The 20109-nt window shown below is 62.3% G+C and carries 19 protein-coding genes; 5 read left to right on the top strand and 14 right to left on the bottom strand.

From position 1 onward, the window contains the following. Positions 1-35 precede the first annotated feature (35 nt). The 5 genes from AAHM44_RS13790 to AAHM44_RS13770 all read right to left on the bottom strand — a co-directional run bounded on the left by AAHM44_RS13790 (position 36) and on the right by AAHM44_RS13770 (position 3933). Positions 36-677: a hypothetical protein gene (locus AAHM44_RS13790; RefSeq protein WP_342250343.1), complete on the bottom strand. Its 642-nt coding sequence runs from the start codon at positions 675-677 to the stop codon at positions 36-38. Between the two features lie 66 nt (positions 678-743). Next, complete coding sequence (locus tag AAHM44_RS13785) at positions 744-1241, bottom strand: DUF3617 domain-containing protein (protein ID WP_342250342.1); 498 nt, start codon at positions 1239-1241, stop codon at positions 744-746. A 22-nt stretch (positions 1242-1263) separates the two neighbouring features. Beyond that, positions 1264-1689 (bottom strand): hypothetical protein, encoded by a 426-nt coding sequence (locus tag AAHM44_RS13780; protein ID WP_342250341.1) that lies wholly within the window; start codon positions 1687-1689, stop codon positions 1264-1266. 47 nt (positions 1690-1736) lie between these two features. Continuing rightward, positions 1737-3191, bottom strand: coding sequence for a hypothetical protein (locus AAHM44_RS13775; protein WP_342250340.1), 1455 nt, complete (start codon positions 3189-3191; stop codon positions 1737-1739). A 130-nt stretch (positions 3192-3321) separates the two neighbouring features. Then, on the bottom strand, positions 3322-3933 hold the full coding sequence (locus AAHM44_RS13770) for an outer membrane protein (RefSeq protein ID WP_342250339.1): 612 nt from the start codon (positions 3931-3933) through the stop codon (positions 3322-3324). 257 nt (positions 3934-4190) lie between these two features. Between AAHM44_RS13770 and AAHM44_RS13765 the strand changes: the two genes are divergently transcribed. Beyond that, entirely contained in the window at positions 4191-4646 is a 456-nt protein-coding gene (locus AAHM44_RS13765) for a hypothetical protein (protein WP_342250338.1), read from the top strand. 76 nt (positions 4647-4722) lie between these two features. Here AAHM44_RS13765 and AAHM44_RS13760 read toward each other — a convergent pair whose 3' ends face one another. The 3 genes from AAHM44_RS13760 to AAHM44_RS13750 all read right to left on the bottom strand — a co-directional run bounded on the left by AAHM44_RS13760 (position 4723) and on the right by AAHM44_RS13750 (position 8856). Then, the gene (locus AAHM44_RS13760; RefSeq protein ID WP_342250337.1) at positions 4723-5466 is read right to left on the bottom strand and encodes a LytR/AlgR family response regulator transcription factor; all 744 of its coding nucleotides are present in this window, start codon (positions 5464-5466) and stop codon (positions 4723-4725) included. After that, positions 5463-7520: an ATP-binding protein gene (locus AAHM44_RS13755; RefSeq protein ID WP_342250336.1), complete on the bottom strand. Its 2058-nt coding sequence runs from the start codon at positions 7518-7520 to the stop codon at positions 5463-5465. Before AAHM44_RS13755 ends, AAHM44_RS13760 begins: the two co-directional genes overlap by 4 nt. Positions 7521-7587: 67 nt before the next feature. Continuing rightward, positions 7588-8856 carry a response regulator gene (locus tag AAHM44_RS13750; RefSeq protein ID WP_342250335.1) on the bottom strand — a complete coding sequence of 423 codons (1269 nt, stop codon included), beginning with the start codon at positions 8854-8856 and terminating at the stop codon, positions 7588-7590. A gap of 1221 nt (positions 8857-10077) precedes the next feature. On the opposite strand from AAHM44_RS13750, the gene AAHM44_RS13745 reads away from it, so the two are divergent. Beyond that, the gene (locus tag AAHM44_RS13745) at positions 10078-11265 is read left to right on the top strand and encodes an MFS transporter (protein WP_342250334.1); all 1188 of its coding nucleotides are present in this window, start codon (positions 10078-10080) and stop codon (positions 11263-11265) included. A 509-nt stretch (positions 11266-11774) separates the two neighbouring features. Here AAHM44_RS13745 and AAHM44_RS13740 read toward each other — a convergent pair. Both AAHM44_RS13740 and AAHM44_RS13735 read right to left on the bottom strand, forming a co-directional pair. Further along, positions 11775-12764: a DMT family transporter gene (locus tag AAHM44_RS13740; RefSeq protein ID WP_342250333.1), complete on the bottom strand. Its 990-nt coding sequence runs from the start codon at positions 12762-12764 to the stop codon at positions 11775-11777. 459 nt (positions 12765-13223) lie between these two features. Continuing rightward, on the bottom strand, positions 13224-13700 hold the full coding sequence (locus AAHM44_RS13735; protein ID WP_342250332.1) for a DUF1203 domain-containing protein: 477 nt from the start codon (positions 13698-13700) through the stop codon (positions 13224-13226). Between the two features lie 323 nt (positions 13701-14023). Between AAHM44_RS13735 and AAHM44_RS13730 the strand changes: the two genes are divergently transcribed. After that, on the top strand, positions 14024-14359 hold the full coding sequence (locus tag AAHM44_RS13730; protein WP_342250331.1) for a hypothetical protein: 336 nt from the start codon (positions 14024-14026) through the stop codon (positions 14357-14359). Positions 14360-14553: 194 nt separating this feature from the next. Continuing rightward, on the top strand, positions 14554-15009 hold the full coding sequence (locus AAHM44_RS13725; protein WP_342250330.1) for an acetyltransferase: 456 nt from the start codon (positions 14554-14556) through the stop codon (positions 15007-15009). 433 nt (positions 15010-15442) lie between these two features. Here the strand turns inward: AAHM44_RS13725 and AAHM44_RS13720 are convergent, their stop codons facing one another. Continuing rightward, the gene (locus tag AAHM44_RS13720) at positions 15443-16408 is read right to left on the bottom strand and encodes a nitrilase-related carbon-nitrogen hydrolase (protein WP_342250329.1); all 966 of its coding nucleotides are present in this window, start codon (positions 16406-16408) and stop codon (positions 15443-15445) included. Positions 16409-16493: 85 nt separating this feature from the next. On the opposite strand from AAHM44_RS13720, the gene AAHM44_RS13715 reads away from it, so the two are divergent. Beyond that, positions 16494-17396 carry a LysR family transcriptional regulator gene (locus AAHM44_RS13715; protein ID WP_342250328.1) on the top strand — a complete coding sequence of 301 codons (903 nt, stop codon included), beginning with the start codon at positions 16494-16496 and terminating at the stop codon, positions 17394-17396. A 399-nt stretch (positions 17397-17795) separates the two neighbouring features. Here AAHM44_RS13715 and AAHM44_RS13710 read toward each other — a convergent pair whose 3' ends face one another. Genes AAHM44_RS13710 through AAHM44_RS13700 form a run of 3 tightly spaced genes read right to left on the bottom strand, consistent with a single transcriptional unit; the run spans position 17796 to position 20040 of the window. After that, the gene (locus tag AAHM44_RS13710; RefSeq protein ID WP_342250327.1) at positions 17796-19175 is read right to left on the bottom strand and encodes a hypothetical protein; all 1380 of its coding nucleotides are present in this window, start codon (positions 19173-19175) and stop codon (positions 17796-17798) included. Positions 19176-19178: 3 nt separating this feature from the next. After that, positions 19179-19691 carry a hypothetical protein gene (locus tag AAHM44_RS13705; protein WP_342250326.1) on the bottom strand — a complete coding sequence of 171 codons (513 nt, stop codon included), beginning with the start codon at positions 19689-19691 and terminating at the stop codon, positions 19179-19181. Then, complete coding sequence (locus tag AAHM44_RS13700; RefSeq protein ID WP_342250325.1) at positions 19639-20040, bottom strand: DUF7665 family protein; 402 nt, start codon at positions 20038-20040, stop codon at positions 19639-19641. Before AAHM44_RS13700 ends, AAHM44_RS13705 begins: the two co-directional genes overlap by 53 nt. Positions 20041-20109: the final 69 nt, after the last annotated feature.

The following is a 20109-nucleotide window of genomic DNA, read 5'->3' as shown; positions in this document are numbered from 1 at the left end:
GGGGCTTTGCCCGCTTCCCCACCATAGCAGCAGCGCTAGTTGTTTGGCGCCGTTCCGGATACCGGCTGGAGTTCATAGTGCATCTTTAGCCTCGTCGAACACACCCCGCTGCCGCACTGGGTCACTTCCATCGGGCTCTCGACGAGCACCATCGTGCCGTTGCTAGCCTCTTGCTTACGCTGCCACTCCATCTGCTCCGCCATGTCGATCTCGAGCGGCAGCGGCTTCTTTCCAGGGCGCGGCTGCGGCGTGCGCATGTCGGTCATCCCGTCCATCTTGCGGATTGCCTCCATAGCGCCTTTCATGTCCTCCTTCGGAATCTTCTTCAGCGTCTTGGCTATCTCCCGATCGGCCCATTGTAGCGAACGCGCGAGCGCGTCCCGCGCGGTATTCGGATCGCGGATGGTGGCGGCGCCCTTCTCGATCAGCTCTTCCTCGCTCATGTCCTTCCCCCCAGAGTTCGCGCCGGGTGGGACAAGCGGCGCGAGAAGATCTTCTTCGAACGCGTTCTGCGGGACCAGCGGCGCGAGCAGGTCAGCATCGGGATCGGTCAGCGGTGCGATCAGGTCGGCATCCGGATCGACCAGCGGCGCTAACAGATCGCTGTCACTCGTCTGCGCCGATGCCACCGGCACGTAGCCGAGAGCGATGCAAGCAACTGCGGCCGCAAGAAGCATCGACCGGGCAACGGCATCGCGACGGCGGAATTTCATTCCATACATATGCGCTTCCTTTCGCCTCGCTCAGCGTTCTTCATCGGGCGTGCAGGTGCCGACATATCTGCTCTCGTAGCGGTACTGCTTGGTCTCCGCCCGTTGGCCCGGCGCCGCCAGTCCCAGCGCCAGTTCGCCCGTCACATGACGGGCGAAGTCGCCGCGGAAGTTGCCCTTTACGGTCGAATTCACGTACTTGCTGGAGCACGCGATATCGAAGGCATACCCGTCGCCCAGCCGCGAGATCTGACGCTTGGAACATTGCGATTCCCTTCCACCAGCGAGACTTCCCAGGAGATCGGTGTCCGCTGGGCCAACGCACCGGTCCTCGGGAGGATCGTCCGCGAGATTCCCCTCGATCATTCTGGTCCGCCACAGGCCTGGCCTCAGTTTCGGCAGAGCGCTCACGGCCACGCCGCCGGTGTCCGCTGCGGCATTCTGCCGATTGTGCATCCCAGTATCCGGCTTCGACCCGCACGCGGAGAGCAGAAGGCTAAATCCGAGCAGCCCCTTGTTGATGTTGTGCATGTCATTCTCCTCGTGTTCGCGTTCAGCCGTGCCGGTCGGTGACGGGGGCTTCCAGCCGGCCCGGTGCGAGCCCGAGCCAGAGCAGAAAGGCGACTGCGACCAGCGCCGCCATCGCGCTGACGAGGACCGTGATCCCCGCGAGCATCAGCGTGGATGCGACCAGCGCTGAATCGGACGTGCCCATCGTTATCACCAGGCCGAACAGAGCGGCGATGGAACAGAAGGCAAGCGGCACCAGCGCCACGCGCGGCGATTGTCCCATGTCGTTCAGCCGAGCCATCGACAGGCAGGTCCAGGGATAAAGCAGCGCCAGCGTCGCGAGCGCTCCCAGAATCGGAACGAGGTTCAACACCATGTTGACACCGACGAGAACCGCTCCGCCGATCCAGAATTCGCGCCGCGACGCGGTACCGTCGGGCGATGTGAGAAGCGCAATGATGTTTTCCATTCCGAATTAGCCTTCAAATGAGAGTGTCGATCTATCCGTGCGGCCGCTCACCAGACTGGCTCTTTCGCGACAGCCGAGCCGGCGGGTTGCAGCGGTGCCGACTTCACGCCGTCAGTCACGGTCCAGGGACCCTTCGCGCCTGCGGTGTCGAACACGACCCGAAGCCGCGCGGTGGCGCCTGGCTGAATCGGCGCCATTCCGGTGGAGATCCCGCGTGCGCCGCGGATCGAGAAGGTCTCCGGACGACTCTGCACAGTGCCCCCCGGCCCCGTGCCGCTGAAGCGAAGATTGCTTCCGCCTAAATATTGCAATTCGCGGGTCCGGTTGCGGGCCGTGAAAAATAGCTCGACCTTGCCACCAATCGCCTGCGTTCCGTCGAGCCGCACGCCGAACTTGTGCAGCGGCACGAAGGGCGTGGAGGACATGGGCGGAGCCGTCTTTGATGCAACTCGTCCGACGGCCTGCCTGGAGATGTCGAACGTCGCCGGCGCAGCGCCAGCCTGCTGAACAGAAAGACGTATCAGGCCAGATCGTACCTGCTCCGGCTGGAGCAAAAACCTGATATGGTGGATACCCCCCGGAGCGACGTTCGGCATCAGGTTGAAGGGCTTTGCCGGCCCGCTGCCTGCCATCCAAATGTCGCGACTGCTGAAGCCCAGGCCGTCGGCATCCGTCAGGGTCACTGTCCAGTCGCCATTGGCGATCAGCTTGCTCGTCTTCGCGACGTTCCGAACCGATAGCGTGATATCGAACCGACCCTGCGCGTCGGCCCGTAATGAGGTCGGACGAACAGAGAAGTCCCGGAGTCGCGCCTCTAGGACCGGGACCGGGGCGACAATACCGCCATTTCCCGGCGCTTTGCTGCCGCCCGGCGCCTTTCCAGGCTGTCCGCCAGGGCCCGGGCCTGGACCCGGCCCACGCCCGGGACCATTACCCGGGCCGGCGCCGGGTCCGTTCCCGAGGGGACTTCCCCCTGGGCCCTTCCCCCCGCCCCCCGGTCCGCGTGGCGAGCCTCCGCGGAGAGGCCCCCGCAGGTCGTCGTCCTCGTCCTCTTCGAGCTCCTCCGGTTCGTCTTGCGGAGGCTTCGCGCCTGCGGCGACATACTCCCACTTCTCGCGCTCCGTCGAGTGGCAGGTCTTGCGTCCCCCCCAGCTGATTTCGAACACGCCGCAGGGATCAACCACCTTCCGCTTGACGAGGATGAAGCCGTTCTGCTCCTGCCCGACTTCGATTTCATCCTTGTGCGTGACCTTGCCCGGCCGCGGCTTGGGCGGCTTCTTGGGGACCAGCGGCGCGAGCAGGTCGGCATCGGGGTCGGCCAACGGCGCCAACAGGTCGGCATCCGGATCTACCAGCGGCGCGATCAAGTCCGCGTCGGGATCGACGAGCGGCGCCAGCAGGTCGGCATCGTCTGTTTGGGCAGCTGCCGTACTTGCCAAAAGAGCGACGACTGCCGAGGCGCAAAGCGCGCCAGAGCGCACTGCGCGGATGTAGTTGATCATTATGAACCTTCGAAGGAAGAGGCAATGCGCGGCCTCTGCCGCATCGCGTGTCCAGGAGCCCGACGGCGAAGCGTCAAACCGGCGTGAAACCCGCGAACCGGGCCACGCCGGCGAGGCGTGGCCTGTTAAATCAAAACCGCGTGCCGATGCCGGCGCGGATCTGGGTGCGCTTCACACCCTTCTCATACGGGAAATCGCCGTATCGCGCTTCCCGGAAGGCGAGAGTTGCGAACACCCGTCGCCCGATCGCCTGCTCCACGCCGAACCCCCACAGCAGCCCCCCTTTCGATGCGCCGTAGTCGGTTCGATCCTCCGTCGCGCCGGCAGGCGACGTGTACGTGGCCTTCAGCCCCGCATTCGAATAGCCGATCGTCGCGAATACCAGGGTGGATTTAGTGACGGTCGCACCAACGCGAACATTTGCGGTTAATTCGCGCCCCGGCTTCACGGAGACGGTGTCGAGACCAAGTTTCGCATTTTCCCGACCGCCGAGAGGCACGCCAAATCCGATTTCCGCACCCAAGATCAGGCCGCGTGCAAGCACACGATCATAACCGAAGGTGGCTCCAAGTTGCGCAGTGTCGAAATGCTGCGGCAGGTCAAAATAGTCGCCGTTGGCGTCAAGCTGATCATAGGCGAGATCGAGCTGCGCCCGCGGGCCACTGAATTGTTCGGTTTGGGCGGACGCGATGACAGGGAACAAAGCTGCGGCCGCGGCGGCCGCCAAGATGCACTTCTTCACCAGATTTCTCCTTGAGTCGAACTTGAGGGCCGTTCCCCTGCCGTATGGGAGCGACCGCAGCCAACGCCGGAGCGTGAAACGAGAGTGAAACATCTGACTGGGTCTTCGAGTGGCGGCTCAACTTAGGACGAGCAGACTTCTTGATCACCCGCCACACATTCACGTTCATTTCACGCCCGTCTCAACCCGCTCCCTCGCCGCGCACACTACCGACCCCGGAGCGCGCCGGATCCGCCGGTGCCGGAAAGGAGAACAACATGAAGCACTCACGGATCATTGCGGGCATCGCTGGCCTTCTGCTCGTCACGCCACTCCACCCCGCAATCGGACAAGCGGCTCCCGGTGCGAAGCCAGGCGATAAGGAGATGTCGTGCGAGGCGGTTGCCAAGGAGCAGGCCAAGATCAACAAGGACATCGATAAGGCGTTCAAGCGGAAGCAGTCCGGCAAGAAAATCGGCGGCGGTCTGCTGGGTTTCGCGAAGAACTTCGCCTCTTCCACAATCGTACCGAAGGTCGGCGGGGTCGCGGGGAGCGGAGTCGTCGGCGGAGCCGTCGGTCGCGCGGCGACACAGAGCATCGATGGCGCGATCTACGATGCCGGCCGCAATACCGGCAGCGCAGGAGCGACGGGCCCGCAGGCCTCTCCCGAACAACAAGCCAGGCTCGAGCGGCTGGCAAAGATCAGTGCTTATCGGCAGTGTCCGGCAAGCTGATCCCCCCTAAGCAAGACTCTGCTTCTATTCCGACCGGCGTAGGCCCAGCTACATCGGTCGGAACGCGCTACCGGTCCTAAGCGCCGTCGGTAATTCGAATCAGGTCGGCAACCTTCGCGAGATGCCGTGCGCCCACCGCGATCATCTGGCCGTCCCGCAGTTGAAGTTTGCCTCCGCGAGCAGTTGGATGCAATCGAGCGATCAGTGATGGCCTGACGAACGCCGATCGGTGCACTCGCAGCATCCGCTTTGGGTCGAGTTGCCTCTCCAACTCGTCCATCGTCATGCGCACGGAATGGATCCGTGACCCTGCGTGCAAGAGAACGTAGTCGCGAGCGGCTTCGATCCAGTCGATGTCGTCGACCGACACCCGCAGGCTCCCCCCCCGGCCTCGTACCCATATTCCATCCACGGTCTCGGGGACTGCATCGCCCCCTCCCCCGCAGCGCCGATCGGCCCTGCGCAGCACTGACCGGATCCGCGCCACGAGTTCGCGAAGCTCAAAGGGCTTCGTCAAATAGTCGTCCGCGCCGATCTCAAGTCCGACGACCCGGTCGACAAGCTCCGCGCGCGCGGTCAGCATCACAATGCCGATGTCCCCATTCGCTCGCAAACGCCGCGCGATCGTGAAGCCATCCTCACCCTGCATATTGACGTCAAGGACAACAAGATCGACGGCCCGTTCACTCAACACGCTGTATAGCGCGGCACCGCTGGCGCATTCGATCGCTTCGAAACCGTGCAGACCAAGGTAGGCTGCGACCGCGCCACGCAGGTCCTCCTCGTCGTCCACGACGGCGATCGCCTTGTTGTCGCTCAACGTGATTTTCCTTGCCGATCCTCGACGGCAGCCACCAACCGGCGAACGGCCGCCAACGTGAAGGGCTTCTCCATGTACGGTCGCCCGGACTCCCGGAGGAACTTAGCCGCAGTTGGACTTAAAGTGTCCCCGGTAGAAAAGGCGACCGTCCCGATCAGCTCGGGGCGGGCACGGAGCAACCAGTTGAACAAAGCCGGCCCATCGATATCTGGCATGCGCAGATCACTGACGACGAGATCGAACCGCCCCGTTCGAAGAGCCATCTTGGCCGCGTCGCCGCTGTTGACGGTGCGACATGCGTAGCCGTCGTGTGCAAGGAGGTCCGCCAGGGCCTCAGCGATTCCAACTTCGTCGTCGACCACCAGAGCCGATCTCTGGCGGTCCGCCTGTACCAGTGTGGCGGCGCTTTCTTCGCCCGCAATACCCACAGAATCGGCGTTCCCAATTGGCAGGGTGACTCGGAACGTCGTGCCGGGAACGCCCTCCAGCAACTCGAGACGCCCGTGATGGGCTTCAACAATCCCCTGGGAAAACGAAAGTCCTACGCCTGTTCCAATGTCTTGAGCCTTGGTCGTGAAGAACGGTTCGAAAATGCGCCGTCGGATGTCCTCAGGCACACCCAGTCCCGTGTCGGTCACGTCGACACAGATCGTTTCGCCGCGTTCCCCCTTGTGACTCGCCAGCGTCAGCTGCCGGCCTCCCGCGACTTCCTGCATCGCCTGCTGGGCATTGACGATGAGGTTGGTGAAGACCTGATGGAGCTGATCCGGATCAGCCACCAGCTGCGGTAGATCCGTGGCTAGGTCCTGGCGGACGGTAATGCCGTTGGCCCGCAGCCCGTAACTGTTAAGCTCCAAGGCCGCCGATACGACCTGGTTGAGGTCAACGCGCGAACGGTTCGGACGTTTCTGCCTCGCCATCGCGAGGAAAGTCTGCACGATACGAGCCGACCTTTCCGCGGCGCGGCGGATCTTGCCAGCCCGCTCGGCCGCAGGCGAACCCATCGCCTCCAATTGAAGAAGCTCCGACTGGGCAACGATGATCGAGAGCGGGTTGTTGAGTTCATGGCTCACACCGGCCAGCAACGACCCGAGTGCGGTGATCTTCTCCGATTGGTAAAGTGCCTCCCGAGAACGTTCGAGTTCCGCCTCGGTGCGCTTGAGCGCCGAAATATCCACTTCGAAACCAGCCAGCTGCGGACCACTGCCTGTCTTGCCCTCAAGCGGTAAGCGCATCGACAGGCTGTACTCAAAGCGATCCTGGCCAGGCCTGTTCTGCTCGAGCACGGTCGGGGTTCGGGCTTCGAAAGCCGCGGCGTCTGCCTCGGCAATCTTGGCTGCAGCTTCGGGATCGACCAGGTCTTGAGCTGTGCGGCCCGTAATCTGGTCGACGGGGTGCTTCATCAGACGGGCCATTTCCTCGTTCACAAGCTCATACCGGCCCGCTCGGTCCTTGACGTAAATTCCGATCGGCGCGTGGCGCAGAATGGCGGACAGCAACTCCTCGGTCTGCCTTCGCGCTTCCTCGGCGCGAGCGCGTTCGAGCGTCGCCCAGGTGCGTTCAGCCAACTCAGCTACCAATGCGACGTCGGCGTCGGGCCAGCGCCGGGGGCTATTTTGCTGAACGGAAAGCAGCGACACCAATCGACCATCTTTTATGAGAGGGATGGTGATCGCCGCCACGATCCCGAGTTCATGGAAGATCGCCCGCGCCTCGTCATCGACATGCGCGTCTTCGAGGCTCTCGTGTATCCAAGTCTCCCCGCGCATATGCGACGCGGTAAGGCCCCTTCCGAACAGCGCGAATGGAACGGGCGCCTCCATGCTCACAACGGCGCCATCGATCCAGTGACTACGTGGAATGAAGAGCTTGCAGTCCTCGTCGAATTCTCCGTAGCCAGCTCGATTGACACCCAGATGCCTGCCGAGCCGCTCGGCGGTCTCAGCGAGGATGACCTCGGTGTCCGCCTCGTTGCGAAGCCTGTCCCTTAGCGCGAGCAGAAACTCATCGTGGCGGGTGGGCTCCGGAACCAGTTTTGAGGGCAAATCAATCATGTTCAGGTCCGCGCTGGCATGGCCAATAGATGCTGGTGAAGGCTGGCGTCCGCAACCAGTTCGTCACTCACGCGCTCAAATCGCAATGCTGCGGCGCCGAGTTGGGCTCGACGATTGGCGTGACAGGGCGGTAACGCCCCGCCTTGATCCGGTCGTACAAGTCGAGGGTCTCCGCTTCCGGCGCAACCTGGAGCTCGTCTGCCAAAAGCTTCGAGAGGTGGCGGAACTGTCGTAGCGCCAATGCCCCTCGGCCTTGGCGGGAATGGACGATCATCAGTGCCCGATGCGCTACTTCGTTCATTGGATCGAGCGCAAGCAACCGGAATGCCGCTTCCGAAACCGACTCCAGATCCCCGCCAGGACGGAGTGCAAGCTCGATCCTGTGCGCCAGCGCTTTCGTTACCTTCTGACGAACCCGAGCTCGCTCGATACTCAACCAGGCACCGAACGTCGGGAGGTTCGGGAAATCGAGACCCGGCAGCAACTCGTCCTGCTGCGGCCAGCCTGAGACTTCTACCCGATCCAGCATCAACGCGTCGACCGTGACATCCGTCGAAAGGCGAACGACGTCCGCGTCCAGGGCCAGAATAGGTCCATTGTCGTTTTCGAGCTTACGGATGCTTGCCAGCGCTTGCCGCAGGCTCGCACGCGCCTGCGCAGCCGGAAAGTCCTCCCAAAGCAGGCCGGCGAGAGCGTCTCGCCTGGCCCATTGCCCGGGCTGAAGCGCCAGATAGGTGAGTAGCGCGATCGCCTTCCTGGCGTGTAAAGGAGCCTCTCCATCCCTTCCGATTAGCTGGAAACGGCCAAGCAGCCGCAGATCCCACGAGGCCGAGTGGTTTGGCGCGCTCTCAGCCACGCGCAATGCTGCCGGCTGTTCCCTCCGTCTGCGCCGCAGGACGGCGCGGACCCGGGCGTGCAGCTCCATCAATGCGAATGGCTTGGCGAGGTAGTCGTCGGCCCCCACTTCCAATCCGAGAACGCGATCGACGGTATCAGTACGTGCCGTAAGCATGATCAGGCCGACGTCGCTGGAGGCCCGCAAACGTCGGGCGATGCTGAAGCCATCCTCTCCGGGCATGTTGACGTCCAGCAGGACCAGATCGACCTCATGTTCCTGAAGCAACCGATCCAGGGCCGCTGCGTCACCAGCCTCGAGGACCGTTACGCCCTGCGAGCTGAGATAGTCCGCGATCGACCCCCGGAGATCCACCTCATCGTCCACCACCGCCACACGTGCGCGATCTGCGGCCTCTGGCTCGTGAGCGGAAGAATCGTGAAACATGCTTGCCTCGCGGATGACAGAAGGGAGTTTTGCGATGCCGAGCTTCCGCGACATAGGCACGCGAGCTGCGTCGGGTGCGACCAACGCACGACGAAATGCAGCATTCGGCTGAGACGGCGTCGCTTGAAACGTCTTTGCCGAAGCCGCGTAGAAGTCGCATTTACGCCGCTGCGACGTTCGCACCACGGTTCACGCGCCCGGCTCACTGGAATGCTTCCAAGACTCGGGCTGCTCCATTCCCACCGTAAAGCCCCAGAATTTCGAATGTGGAAACCATGCTAGGTCGTGAGGCGGCTGCAGCGTGGTCATACGTCGCCCTGACGCATTGCCGCCAAGGCCTTTGCACACGCCTAGACAACACGGGGCGGCCCTAGCGACAATCTCGAGGCTCATCGTCCGATCCACCGTCGTTGAAATCGGCGCTGCGACTAGGATGGCCCCCGCCGCCCTGCGACATCCCGCGGACCTGCCGAGATTGAGCCGCTATGCCGCCCGGCATGAGGTGCGCCTTTGAACTTTGGCCCGAACACCACCTCGTTGCGCCTGCCCGACAGTCTCCGCAGACCCGAGATTCTGCTGCTCGAATGTCTATGATCATTACGCTGCCCAAGTTTACTGCTGCTATGGCGAGTATAGCGTAGCTCGTTCGCCTCAGCCCTGCTGTTCGAGATTGATAGTCGGTTGCTGACCCAGGAACGGTCTCGTCGAGCTGGCGCCCTCCGGTCGCACCAGCCGACGCGCTTCGCCAGCCGGCGGCGTACCAATCAATCTCGTCTCTCATCGAGTCCCGGTTAATCGCTGAAACGGCAGCGCCACCGGCGTAGGACGTGAAACCGCCCTGAAACCTGGACTCGAGGTCGCCAACACTCTCCGGGCGCCTGATCTCAATTCAGCGGCCAGGAGCAATTTGCAGTCCGCGAGCGCCACCCGGCGGGGTGCATGGGTCGCCGCGATGTCATCCAAGCCGCGCTCGTGACCCCGCGGAACGCGAACTGAAAGCCCCTCCCGGTGGCGATGCTCGCATGTCGTAGCGCACCCGCTTTCAAAGCCAGACCTTTGCAGAAGCGCCATATTGGAGTCCGGGCAGCCGGTCCATTTTCACATGATTTTTACGCGTAGCGCATGCGACGCCGAGACATATTCCTTAGCGTCGTTCAGATGCAAACAAGCGCAATCGGGCGAATGACCTTCGGCTTCGATGATTGCGTGGTTTTTTGGCGAGCACGAATGGATCATTCGTGGCCGCTGGCCCTCATGCGGTTTTAGCGGGGCAGGATGCGCGCTCATATCACGGTTCTCTGGCTTGCCGGCGTGTTCGCAGCAGCCCAACTGGCGAAATTCACCGTTCTTGGGCCTGCCCTGAGGGAACGGTTCGGCTTCTCCCTTCCTGTGCTGGGAGCGCTCGTCTCGCTGCTGGAACTGGCGGGGGCGACGCTCGGCCTACTCTCGGGCATTGCCCTTGGCGCGCTTGGTGCGCGTCGTTCGTTGCTTATCGGTGTCGCCATGACGACCGCGTTCACCGTCGCAGAGGCGCTAGCCCTGAACGGTGCGACGATCTTCGCGGCGAGAGCTGCCGAGGCAGTCGGATACCTCCTCATCGTCGTCGGCGCGCCCACGATGATGATCAAACTCACCTCCGCGGGGTCAGCGAGGAACAATGCGATGGTCCTGTGGAGCACATTCATCCCGGTCGGGCTTGGCCTGGGAAGCATCTTGACGGGTCTGCTGGAAACACTGGCCGGCGCACAGGGCGCGATCCTGGCGTGGTCGGTCTTTGGCATTGCCGTCGGTGTGGCTCTCCTGATTCTGCCCGTCGCACCAGACACCATCCCTCCCAGGTCCAAAGCAAGGAGGCGCATGCCAGCCGCAGCCGCCTGGCTGATGACTGGGGGATTCGGCTTCTACACGTTGTTTCTGTGTGCGATGACCGGTCTCCTTCCCTCCTTCATGCTGGAACGTCACGGCGCCACGGTTACGCTGGCCGGATTGCTGGTGGGTCTTGTCGCTCTATCCGCATTGCCGGGCACCGCGTTGGCGATGGCGCTCGTGCGAATGGTGGGAACGTCGGCATCCAGCACCCGATGGATTGTCGCCACCGTCTCGCTGATTGCCGCGCTGATCGCTCCAACGCTTTATTCTGTTTCCGGTCTCATCACTTGCGCGGCGGTCGGTGCCGCGGTTCATGTGTTTGCCGGCGTCGCCCGAACAATCATATTCTCACGACTTCCGGCCATCAGCGGGGCGACGGGACCGGAAGATCCGCGCATGGCGGCGTCTCAGGGGTTGCTGACACAGTTCGGGGCGGCCGGCGCGCTTCTTGGGCCACCGCTGGGAGCACTGGTCGTAGAACGCTCAGGTTGGCAAGCGCTGGGCATTCTTGTGAGTTTCCTGATTCTGGTTATGCTCGCCCTTGTCTGGGCAGGCGAAGCGCTAGACTCGCGCAGATGCCGAACTTCAGTTTAGCGACGCCGCTTCAGCAGCGCGGTAGTGGCGAGAGCCCGAGACGGAAACCTCTGAAAAAGAGGACGGCATCAGGGTTTCTGACCGGGGACTCGACGCGGCTGGATGGTAATCGACGTGTCGTCAGGCGCGCCCCCGATTGCCGAGGGGACAATCGTCGTACTTGAAAGATTTGCCAAAACAGACACGGATCTCTCGTAGCCTTCTACCGGAGCTGCTTTTAATTTGGAGGGCCTCTTGGGGGAGTTCTTGATTGAGCTTGATGCATGCATCTCGCAGGCTGCCTGCGCTCATTCGGACCGGCGCGATCCCGTCAGGGTCAGACTTGGGCGACGTAGCCCCCTCGAAAGCAGTTCCGCCTTTTGGAAATACTCTTCGGGATCAGCCCGGTGGCACGTGCCATGCGCGGCCCATTCGTGCTGCGAAAGCGAAGCTGAACGCATGTCGCTCGCGCGTCGCGTTCCGCACCAAGACGGGGCGTAAGCGAGGCCACGATCAACCGCAGCTTCGCCTCACTCCCCAATGGGCACCGCGCCGAATGCAGACGAAGCCCGGGACGGCCGGTGGGCGCGTATGCAGGCAAGCACGCCGGCCACGACGAAGGCGGCGGCTGCCAGCTCGACCGGCAGCGGCAGGCGCCGCTCCCAAAGAAATCCGTAAATCAAGGCGAACAGCGTTTCGAACAGGATCATTTGGCCGACCATTGTAAGGGGGAGAAGGCGGCTCATTCTGTTCCACAGCGCGCTGGCAATGATTGAGGCTGCGACCGCAAGCCCGATTGAGACCATCGCGAGAAGCGCCCAGGATGGCAACGTGTGTTGAACCGGTCCGCTCAAAAGTGTCACCGGCGCTAGCAGTAGCGCTTGTGCGCCGGTGACTACGCCCGTGAGAAGAGTCCAGTCCCTGGCGGAAATTCGCGGAAGGCGCGCCAGAGATCGGGTGTTGAAGACGGCATAGGCAGACCAGGAACCTAGCGCTCCGAACGCATATAGCAGTCCGAGCAGGTGATCACCGCCGGATCCCACGCCGGGATCCTCGAGCGCCCGCCAACCGACACACAAGGCGCCGCTTCCGCACAACAACAGCGATGGGGTTAGCGCCCGCAACGATACTGCACCCTTGGCGCGGCTGCCGGCGATCGTCACAATCACGGGCAAGAAGCCTATTACCAGCGATGCGGGTGCGATGCCGGCCTTTTGCACGGCTGCCGAAAGCAACACAAAATAAAGGATGTTCCCGGCCGTCGCGAGCGACATCAGCATTAGCCAATCACGCCCGGTGAGCGTGCAGGTCAATTCGAGCCAGCGAGGCCGGATAAGTATTGCAGAGATGAGCCCATAGGCAACGTAACGGCCGACCGCGATCTGCAGGGGCGAGAAGTCCCGCACCAGCTCAGGTGCGACGAAGACGAACCCCCACAGCGCTCCGGCACCCATGCCACACAGGATGCCGAGTGCCGTGTTGTTAATACCGGTCGGAGCTGGGCGTGTCGGCCTGATCATCGCTTCAGAATCGAGCTGATGGCGACGCCGACATCGCGCCGATCGAGTAAACCACGGTGCAGAGCCGGCTGGGAAAATAGCCGGTGAGTCGAAGGTATGCCGCGGGATGAATAGCGGGCTCTTCGCTACTCTCTCGATTGATGCAGGCGCATCTTTCCTGCCGTACGGTTCTCGATAGATCGGCGTGAAGGAGACGTATCGACAACGGCATCATCGTTTTAAGGCCATCTTTGTTCGTCCGACCGCCGTGCGAAAATGTTGCGACTATTGATTCCGAGGATGGTCCGGCGTGAGGACGCGTGAAAATAGCGTAAAATGCGTGTCAACGGATGCCTCGAATGGGCTGGAATAACTACCCTCGGCAGCCGTCCTACAGTCCGCCAATTGCCATCTGGGCTTCCTCCCCCGGACTCTCGGAAACGCTATGTGGTCTCGCTGGGCTCTTGGCGAACCAATCTGCTAGTCCGATCCCGAGCGGGTGATGAGCGCGGCAAAGCAACCGCGCTTGGCATAATGAGCGTGGAGGTAAGCAACTTCTCTCTGCTCGAAAAAGCGCTCGATCAGGGGGACGAGATCGGCCCCGTCGACGAGGTCAGCGTCGAGCATCTCGCCGGCGTCATTGAACGCGCGAAGTGAAATCGGACGCACCCGTATTACCTCTGGCAGGACATTAAGGAGATCGGCCGGCTCGGTGGCCCCCTCTTTCACGAAAATTGCGTGCCGCGACCGATATGCGGTTTCGGCTGGTTGATGCTCAAAGTTCAACAAGATGGCTGTCTCGCCAATCTCCAGATCTCGAAGCTCCACACGATCGGGAAACCCCGGTTTCGCCGTCACCGTGTGGCGGCGCGCGCCGAAACGGGCCAAGTCAGGGTCGGGCAGCCCATAAAGGTGGGTGAACTGCAGAGGATCAAGCCCGCGAACGCGAAAGGACATCAGAGACACTCCATTGACTGGCCAGGGCGATGACGGATGCCGCCCCCACCGGCTTCCCGGGTCTTGCGTTCAAAGCACCCTCTCCGTCCCTTTGGTCACGCTTCGATTTGCGCCGAAGATCGAATTATCGCGATCGCCGTCGCCGTGGCCACGGGCCGAGAATCGAGGGGAAGCGCAACGCCCCAATCCCAGAGATGAAGCTGAATTCACGTCACATTGACGCTCTATCGCCCAATCCCCTCACTCGTCTCGAAGATGGGCGCATGGCGTCGGTTTTCGCTCCGACGCCTTAATCGCAGCGTCACCGGCAGAGGAACTAAGTCATGCTCGCGCGCATCTGGAGCACCGACGTCCCAATCGATCGATTTGAGGCCTATGCCAAGTTCGCAGAGGAAATCTCTCTCCCGATGTTCCGGCAGCAAACCGGTTGCGCGGGGGTGTTCATGTATCGAGACGGCGTCAGGTGTGAGGTGCTCACTCTGTGGCACAAGCAATCGGACATTGACGCACTCGAGGCTTCGGACACCTACCGCGACACCGTGCGCAACATTTTGTCCCAAGGCTTTCTCGCAGGAGAGCAATCCACGCGCCTTTACGAAGCACATATCGCATGGACAGAAAACATGCTGACTGAACAGGCCTGCCCTGGTCGCAGCTAAACATGCGCCAGAGCCGCAGCCAGCGCCTTCGGTGCGCCGACGTAAGCAGGAGTCGCCCGCTCGACACTCTCCAAAAGGCGGAGCCCATCGCGGTCTCGTCATACGGCACTTTCTCTACAAACCGAATGGATCCCGCAAGTCCAAGGACGAACTGCGCGGATGCAGCCTCAACATTCTCGAGACTGGAAAATACGATGACGATCGACTTGCGCCCGTCGCGGCCCGAAGAACACGAAGAGCTGTTTGAGATTTGGTCGACGGCGGTTGATGCGACTCATCACTTCATCTCCAAGGAAGATCGTGTCGAAATCGCTGAGCAGGTTCGAACCTATTTGCACTCGGCCAGACTGATCGTCGCCGCAACGGCTGGGGACGTGCCTGTCGGCTTCATGGACGTCGGCGATGGCGAAATACGAGCACTTTTCGTTCACGCATCCCATCACGGGTGCGGAATTGGCCGGGAGCTCGTGTCGCATGCGACCCGCATGAGCCCGAGCCTGAAAGTCGACGTAAACGAACAGAATGAACAGGCGGTGCTCTTTTACGCCCGCCTCGGATTTAAACGATCGGGGCGATCGCCGACCGACGGGGACGGCCGGCCCTACCCGCTTCTGCATCTGAGTCTGGTTAAGGAAGGCGCTGAGAAGTGAATCTTCGGTGCCGTACGCGCCTGTGCTACCAAGAGCCCCACTTGAACAACTCTTTGCCGCCATCGAACGACGCTGACCGCTGGGTGTCCGTCGATGGCCGCCCGCGTGAATGCCGGCCGATGCTACGGCGTCTGCAGCCGCCGGTGAGCACAAACCTCGCAAGGGCGCCGAAGCGTTGATGCGCCATACGGGCTGTATTGGCGCCCCTGTCCCGCGGCCCCTCTGCTCCGCGTTTACAATCGGCGCGGACAAGTTGCGCTCTGACCTGCGGGGGGGCCGTTCAACGACCATTGAGAACCGCAACGAGGCGCAATTCACCCGTTGCGACAATGACCCACAGGCTGCCTCGAAACCACCACAGGCTCGCAGGTGGGACTATCGCTGATTTCGAGCGAGGGCTCTCGATGCCGAAGCAGCCGCGCGTTCGTCGAGCCTAATCGACAGAGTTTCCGAACCGCGTCGCCCGCGCAGATAGCTCTCTGCCGGTATGCAACGTTAGCGGGCCGTACAATTCTGGGCGCCTGCCCCGCATCCAGCGACGACCACTGCTCGTCTCAATCAGGTCAAGATCCAGGTGCGCGAAGACGATGTCGTCACAGAGCGCATCAGACTCGGATACGATATCCCCATAAGGGTCCAACACCATCGCATGGCCCGTCCTGACCTCTTCTTCATCGCGACCAACACCGTTGCTGAAGACAATGAAAAGCCCGTTGTCGTGCGCCCTGGCCGGGAGCCAGCGCATCAGCCAACCCCGTCCATGGGGACCAGCGAAAGCTTCCCGGCAAGCTACCGGATTCGAATTGCGCGCCTCCCACAGCTCTAGCGGGATCGGCTTCATTCCCCTCGGACTAAGCGAGTTCGTGCCGCCGGTTTGGTGCGGCGCCAGCAGCACGTCTGCTCCGAGCAACGCGCAAGCACGCCCGTTTTCGAGGAGGTTGTTGTCCCAGCAAATCAGGATGCTCAGCCTAACCCCCCAAGGGGTGTCGAACACAGTATACCTGTCGCCTGAGGCTATCAAAGAGTGCTCGAAGGCATGGAGCTTGCGATGGGTGTGCCCCGTGCCGTCAGGCAAGCACAAACGATAGGCATTGTAGAGCCGACCGTCGGTGCCGAGCTCCAACCAACCCACGCCGATTCCTAGGTTCAGCTCGGTCGCCAACGCAGCCACGAGCGTTACGCTTGGACCGCTGACCGGCTCCGCGAGAGCAAAGAGCTCCGCCTCCTCCAGACGAGGAACGTGCCAGTAACCGGTTATGCACATCTCGGGCATGCAGACTACCTGGGCGCCGCGCGCCGCCGCCGCCCGAGCGAAATACTCCACTCGAGAGAGATTATAGGCCTTGTCCGATGCCTTATGCTGGAACTGGACGGTCGCCACGTGAAAGCTTCTGCTCATGTCGTTCTCCTCGCGACGAGCAACTGCCACCGTGCAACGCGACTGTTCCAATGAAACTATCGGCCTTTTGTGATAACCAACTGGAATGGACGTCGAGCGCCTCAGAGCATTCCTACAAATCGCTGACATCGGCCATTTCGGACAAGCGGCCGAAAAGCTGCATATAACCCAGCCAGGCCTCACTAAACGGCTGCGCGCGCTGGAAGATCAGATAGGCGCGAGATTGATTGATCGCGATTGGCAGCCAGCCCGACTCACCCCTGTCGGCAGGTCACTCCTTCCTCATGCGCGACGTCTGGTCCGGGAGGCAGACACGTTTCTCCAGGATGCGCGTCGCAGCGTCTCTGGAGAAACAGGCATTCTTAATCTTGGATTCGGATTGTCGACACTGACGGTGGCGCCAATGCTGATCGCAGGGTTTCGTGCGAGCAATCCGGACGTTGCGATCGCCATGGACGATTACTCATCGCAGGAGCAGATGCTACGCCTCTACCGCGATGAGATCGATCTTGGATTCATGCGCAAGCCGCCGGTTGGCGGGCTGGAGTTTATGCCCCTCGCGGATGACAGACTTGCGATAGCGTACACGGGTGACACCGCGACTTCGGAGCCCGATCCACTTGCTTTCTCCAGTCACAATTTCATCGCGTTACGCGAAGAAAGAGGGCCTGGCCTTGCGGACCAAATACGCCGCTGGTGCGGCCGAGCTGGCTTTCTGCCACGTGTTGTCCAAGAGGCAGACGACATTCAGACCATCCTTGCGTTGGTATCGGCGGGACTGGGAGCCGCTATCGTGCCCGCGAGTTCTGGATCTCTCCTTTCGGGCAAATTCAAACTTCTTCCACTTGATGGCGAAGCCGCAAGTTGGACGGTTGGCGCGGCATGGATGTCAGCACGGGCAACCGGCGCACTGGGGCGACTGGTGCGGCATATCCAAATGCACGTCGCCAAGGATCGTTTCTGTGGGAGCGGCTCGGAAAAAGACTGAACCCGTCGCGCACCGCAATGCTGCAGGCCCCGCCGCTCATCCTCAATGATTTCGCGGCCGATGCCTGAGTGAACGCGCCGAACTAAGTCGGCCTCGCAGCCGCCATGAGACCGCTTGCGCCCCAATTGCGAACATTGAAGATCGATGGCCTCGATAGCTGGATTTGGGCCGGTTGCTGAATGGCGGCTTCGAAACGAATGATGCGACAAGCTGCCGTCGCCTAAGGGCGGAAACATCCATCTGGCGGTAAGGGGTGCGTCAAACCACCTCAACAGGCTGGTTGGCAAGCCCGATTAGCTCAATGCGAGCGCGTGAGTCTTAGGACCGATCGCCATCGCGGTGGTATCCGCCGCTAGCATCAATTTATCGACGCTAGCATTGGGGGCCCAGTTGCTGGGCTTATCTCGACATGGCTGTGCCGAAGATCACGATGTCGGTGCCTTCACGCTCAACCAGGGTGCGATGCTGAAGAGCGCGCAGGTCCAGGTTGGAGACCGTTGGCCGGCGTCCGCCAGCCACCATTCGAAGCACCTGAGAGATCAGGACAGCTGCTGCGGTCATTCCCACAAAGGGCGCGCCGACGGCCACCTCGGCCAGGCGTGTCAGCCCGCAATCGTCGATCGCACCCTGATTCCTCAGATCGTTATAGGCTGGCGGCAACGGAACTGGCCGGTCCGCCTCGCCGCCCAGTTCCGCGCCGGAACCCTCGTCTGCCCATACCTCTTCGGCGCCCACCGGCGCGGGAAAGCTGTGGGTTCGGATGAGCCGAAAGTCTTCGACGCCGGCACCAAGCCCGGCTTCGAAAACCGAGGCGAAACCCGCGCCTTCGAGAATTGCACGCGTCTGGGTATTATCTACACCGCACAGCGCGAGCGCGGGCTCGTCATGAGCAACACGTAGATCTGCGTCGAAGCAGCGCTCGATCAGGCGCGTGCGGAAACCCCGGCGCTCGGCCCAGTCCGAGCAGATTCGTGTCTTCTGGCGGCCTTCGTCCCGATCGAACGTAAGCACGGAAGTGCTTTCGGTCGAACGCCCTGCTTCATCCACATCCTGGAGGAACAGACGCACCTCTTTCGAAGACGCGAATGGCAACAGACCGATCGTCCAAATAAACGCCTGCCCCAGATGCCCCAGGCCGATGACCCAAAAGTCGGACGGAAGCTGCCGAGGTGAAGGTCCGTCGGAAGCGGGAGACGCCCAATCGGCAGCCGACTGGTCCCACAAGGACATTCCGGCGCTCCGATATCCGGCCATAGCGTCTCCATCGAAATGGGCGAACAGTTCGGATACCGCGAGTGCGCCACCAAGCACGCCAGCGGGAGTAAACTCCACCTGTTCCGGCAAAGGTGCGGATGCCAGCGGGATAACGCCGCCGCGCCAGCCGTCAAAGGTGGTCCGCACGGCAAACTCGACCGCACCAATTGCCGGGGGCGCTCCAACGCACACCAAAGGCACCCCTTCCGGGATGTCGCCGATGACCGTCCCGCAAAGGCTCGACACCGCGTCGGCGAGCGTCTCTCCAGCAGCGACCTTCGCCAAAAGCGGGACCTCGAGCGCCCCGGAAACGGTCACCCCGCCCAGGAAGGTCCGGCGGCCGCAGTTGAGCGCCGAGAGGAGCGCGGCCTGGTGCGTCGGGCTGCATGCCGCGGCTTCGCCGATGAACAGGTGCATCCGAAAGCCCTGCAGGCGCTCCATCGCATCTTCGACCGTCGCCGCCGAGGCGCGATCGATGAAGAGCTTCGCGGAGCGGTTCAGGCTGCTGATCACATCGTCAGCCATCGATCATCCTCCAATCGCGAGCGTGGGACGAAGAAATCCTTGCCGCCGCCGATCCCAGCGAAACGCGCCGAGGTAACGATAGAGGCCGATGTCATCGAGCCTCATCGGTTCCGCAGCAAAGTTCGGCAGGATCATCGCCACATGACCGGGTTCGGCAATGATGGGATGCATCCGGTCGGACTCGCTCTGCCCGGCACAACCCGGATGGGTGTGCACGTCGGCGACGACCACCAGCCCGGTTCCCCGGCAGATACGCCAGAGATCGGCCATGCGGCCACCGTCGATCTGGATGATGCCGGTATCAAACGCGGCCGGGTCGATCTCGTCATAGAAGACGATCGTGGAAACGCGGCGCGGTTCGCCCGGCGGCCCGAGAAGAAAGGCGCCGCTTTCGCGATATCCGCCTCCACGGGTCTGAAGCCCCTCGAGCAGGTGACGCCAGAGCGGGCGGGGGATGGCCAGATCAGGCGGTCGCCCGAACAGGTGAGTGATAAGCGTGAGAACCGAGAAGTTCATGGAGGATCTCCAGATAGTGGATGATGCCGCGGACGGGCGGCCAGATCAGGTGCGGCAGTTCGGTGCGCCACTGGTCATGGCCAGGCAGCGCCAGGCGGTCGCAGGGCAAGTACAGTGCGCCGGGGTTCCAGGCGGGATTGAACACCGCCGCGAAGCGACCGACGCCCTTGGGCCATTTGTCGGGCGCCAACGGTTGTCCGCTCGCGATGTCACAGGGGCGACCGTTGGGCAGGCGGGCAGGATAGCCGTCGAGCAGGAACTTGAAGCCCCATTCGATGCCGTCTCGCGCCCGGACAGCAATGCAGGCGGTCGGCCAATCGATGCGGAGCAGGCGCCAACGCTCCCGCAACTGGCCGATCTGGAGGTCGGGGGGGGGGGGGGGGGGGGGGGGGGGGGGGGCGGGGGGGGGGGGGGGGGG

The sequence above is a fragment of the Sphingomonas sp. OTU376 genome, assembly GCF_038440415.1.
GTDB lineage: Bacteria > Pseudomonadota > Alphaproteobacteria > Sphingomonadales > Sphingomonadaceae > Sphingomonas > Sphingomonas kyeonggiensis_A.
The sequence above is the reverse complement of the archived record's forward strand: the minus strand, read 5'-3'. Positions and strand labels throughout refer to the sequence as shown.

Bases quoted from the DNA above. Each gene is read 5' to 3' on its own strand.
- AAHM44_RS13730 (WP_342250331.1), top strand. From the start codon at position 14,024: ATGCTCGCGCGCATCTGGAGCACCGACGTCCCAATCGATCGATTTGAG.
- AAHM44_RS13750 (WP_342250335.1), bottom strand. From the start codon at position 8,856: ATGTCGCGGAAGCTCGGCATCGCAAAACTCCCTTCTGTCATCCGCGAG.
- AAHM44_RS13785 (WP_342250342.1), bottom strand. From the start codon at position 1,241: ATGCACAACATCAACAAGGGGCTGCTCGGATTTAGCCTTCTGCTCTCC.
- AAHM44_RS13705 (WP_342250326.1), bottom strand. From the start codon at position 19,691: ATGAACTTCTCGGTTCTCACGCTTATCACTCACCTGTTCGGGCGACCG.
- AAHM44_RS13715 (WP_342250328.1), top strand. From the start codon at position 16,494: ATGGACGTCGAGCGCCTCAGAGCATTCCTACAAATCGCTGACATCGGC.
- AAHM44_RS13790 (WP_342250343.1), bottom strand. From the start codon at position 677: ATGCTTCTTGCGGCCGCAGTTGCTTGCATCGCTCTCGGCTACGTGCCG.
- AAHM44_RS13765 (WP_342250338.1), top strand. From the start codon at position 4,191: ATGAAGCACTCACGGATCATTGCGGGCATCGCTGGCCTTCTGCTCGTC.
- AAHM44_RS13740 (WP_342250333.1), bottom strand. From the start codon at position 12,764: ATGATCAGGCCGACACGCCCAGCTCCGACCGGTATTAACAACACGGCA.
- AAHM44_RS13775 (WP_342250340.1), bottom strand. From the start codon at position 3,191: ATGATCAACTACATCCGCGCAGTGCGCTCTGGCGCGCTTTGCGCCTCG.
- AAHM44_RS13710 (WP_342250327.1), bottom strand. From the start codon at position 19,175: ATGGCTGACGATGTGATCAGCAGCCTGAACCGCTCCGCGAAGCTCTTC.
- AAHM44_RS13780 (WP_342250341.1), bottom strand. From the start codon at position 1,689: ATGGAAAACATCATTGCGCTTCTCACATCGCCCGACGGTACCGCGTCG.
- AAHM44_RS13745 (WP_342250334.1), top strand. From the start codon at position 10,078: ATGCGCGCTCATATCACGGTTCTCTGGCTTGCCGGCGTGTTCGCAGCA.
- AAHM44_RS13735 (WP_342250332.1), bottom strand. From the start codon at position 13,700: ATGTCCTTTCGCGTTCGCGGGCTTGATCCTCTGCAGTTCACCCACCTT.
- AAHM44_RS13725 (WP_342250330.1), top strand. From the start codon at position 14,554: ATGACGATCGACTTGCGCCCGTCGCGGCCCGAAGAACACGAAGAGCTG.
- AAHM44_RS13720 (WP_342250329.1), bottom strand. From the start codon at position 16,408: ATGAGCAGAAGCTTTCACGTGGCGACCGTCCAGTTCCAGCATAAGGCA.
- AAHM44_RS13755 (WP_342250336.1), bottom strand. From the start codon at position 7,520: ATGATTGATTTGCCCTCAAAACTGGTTCCGGAGCCCACCCGCCACGAT.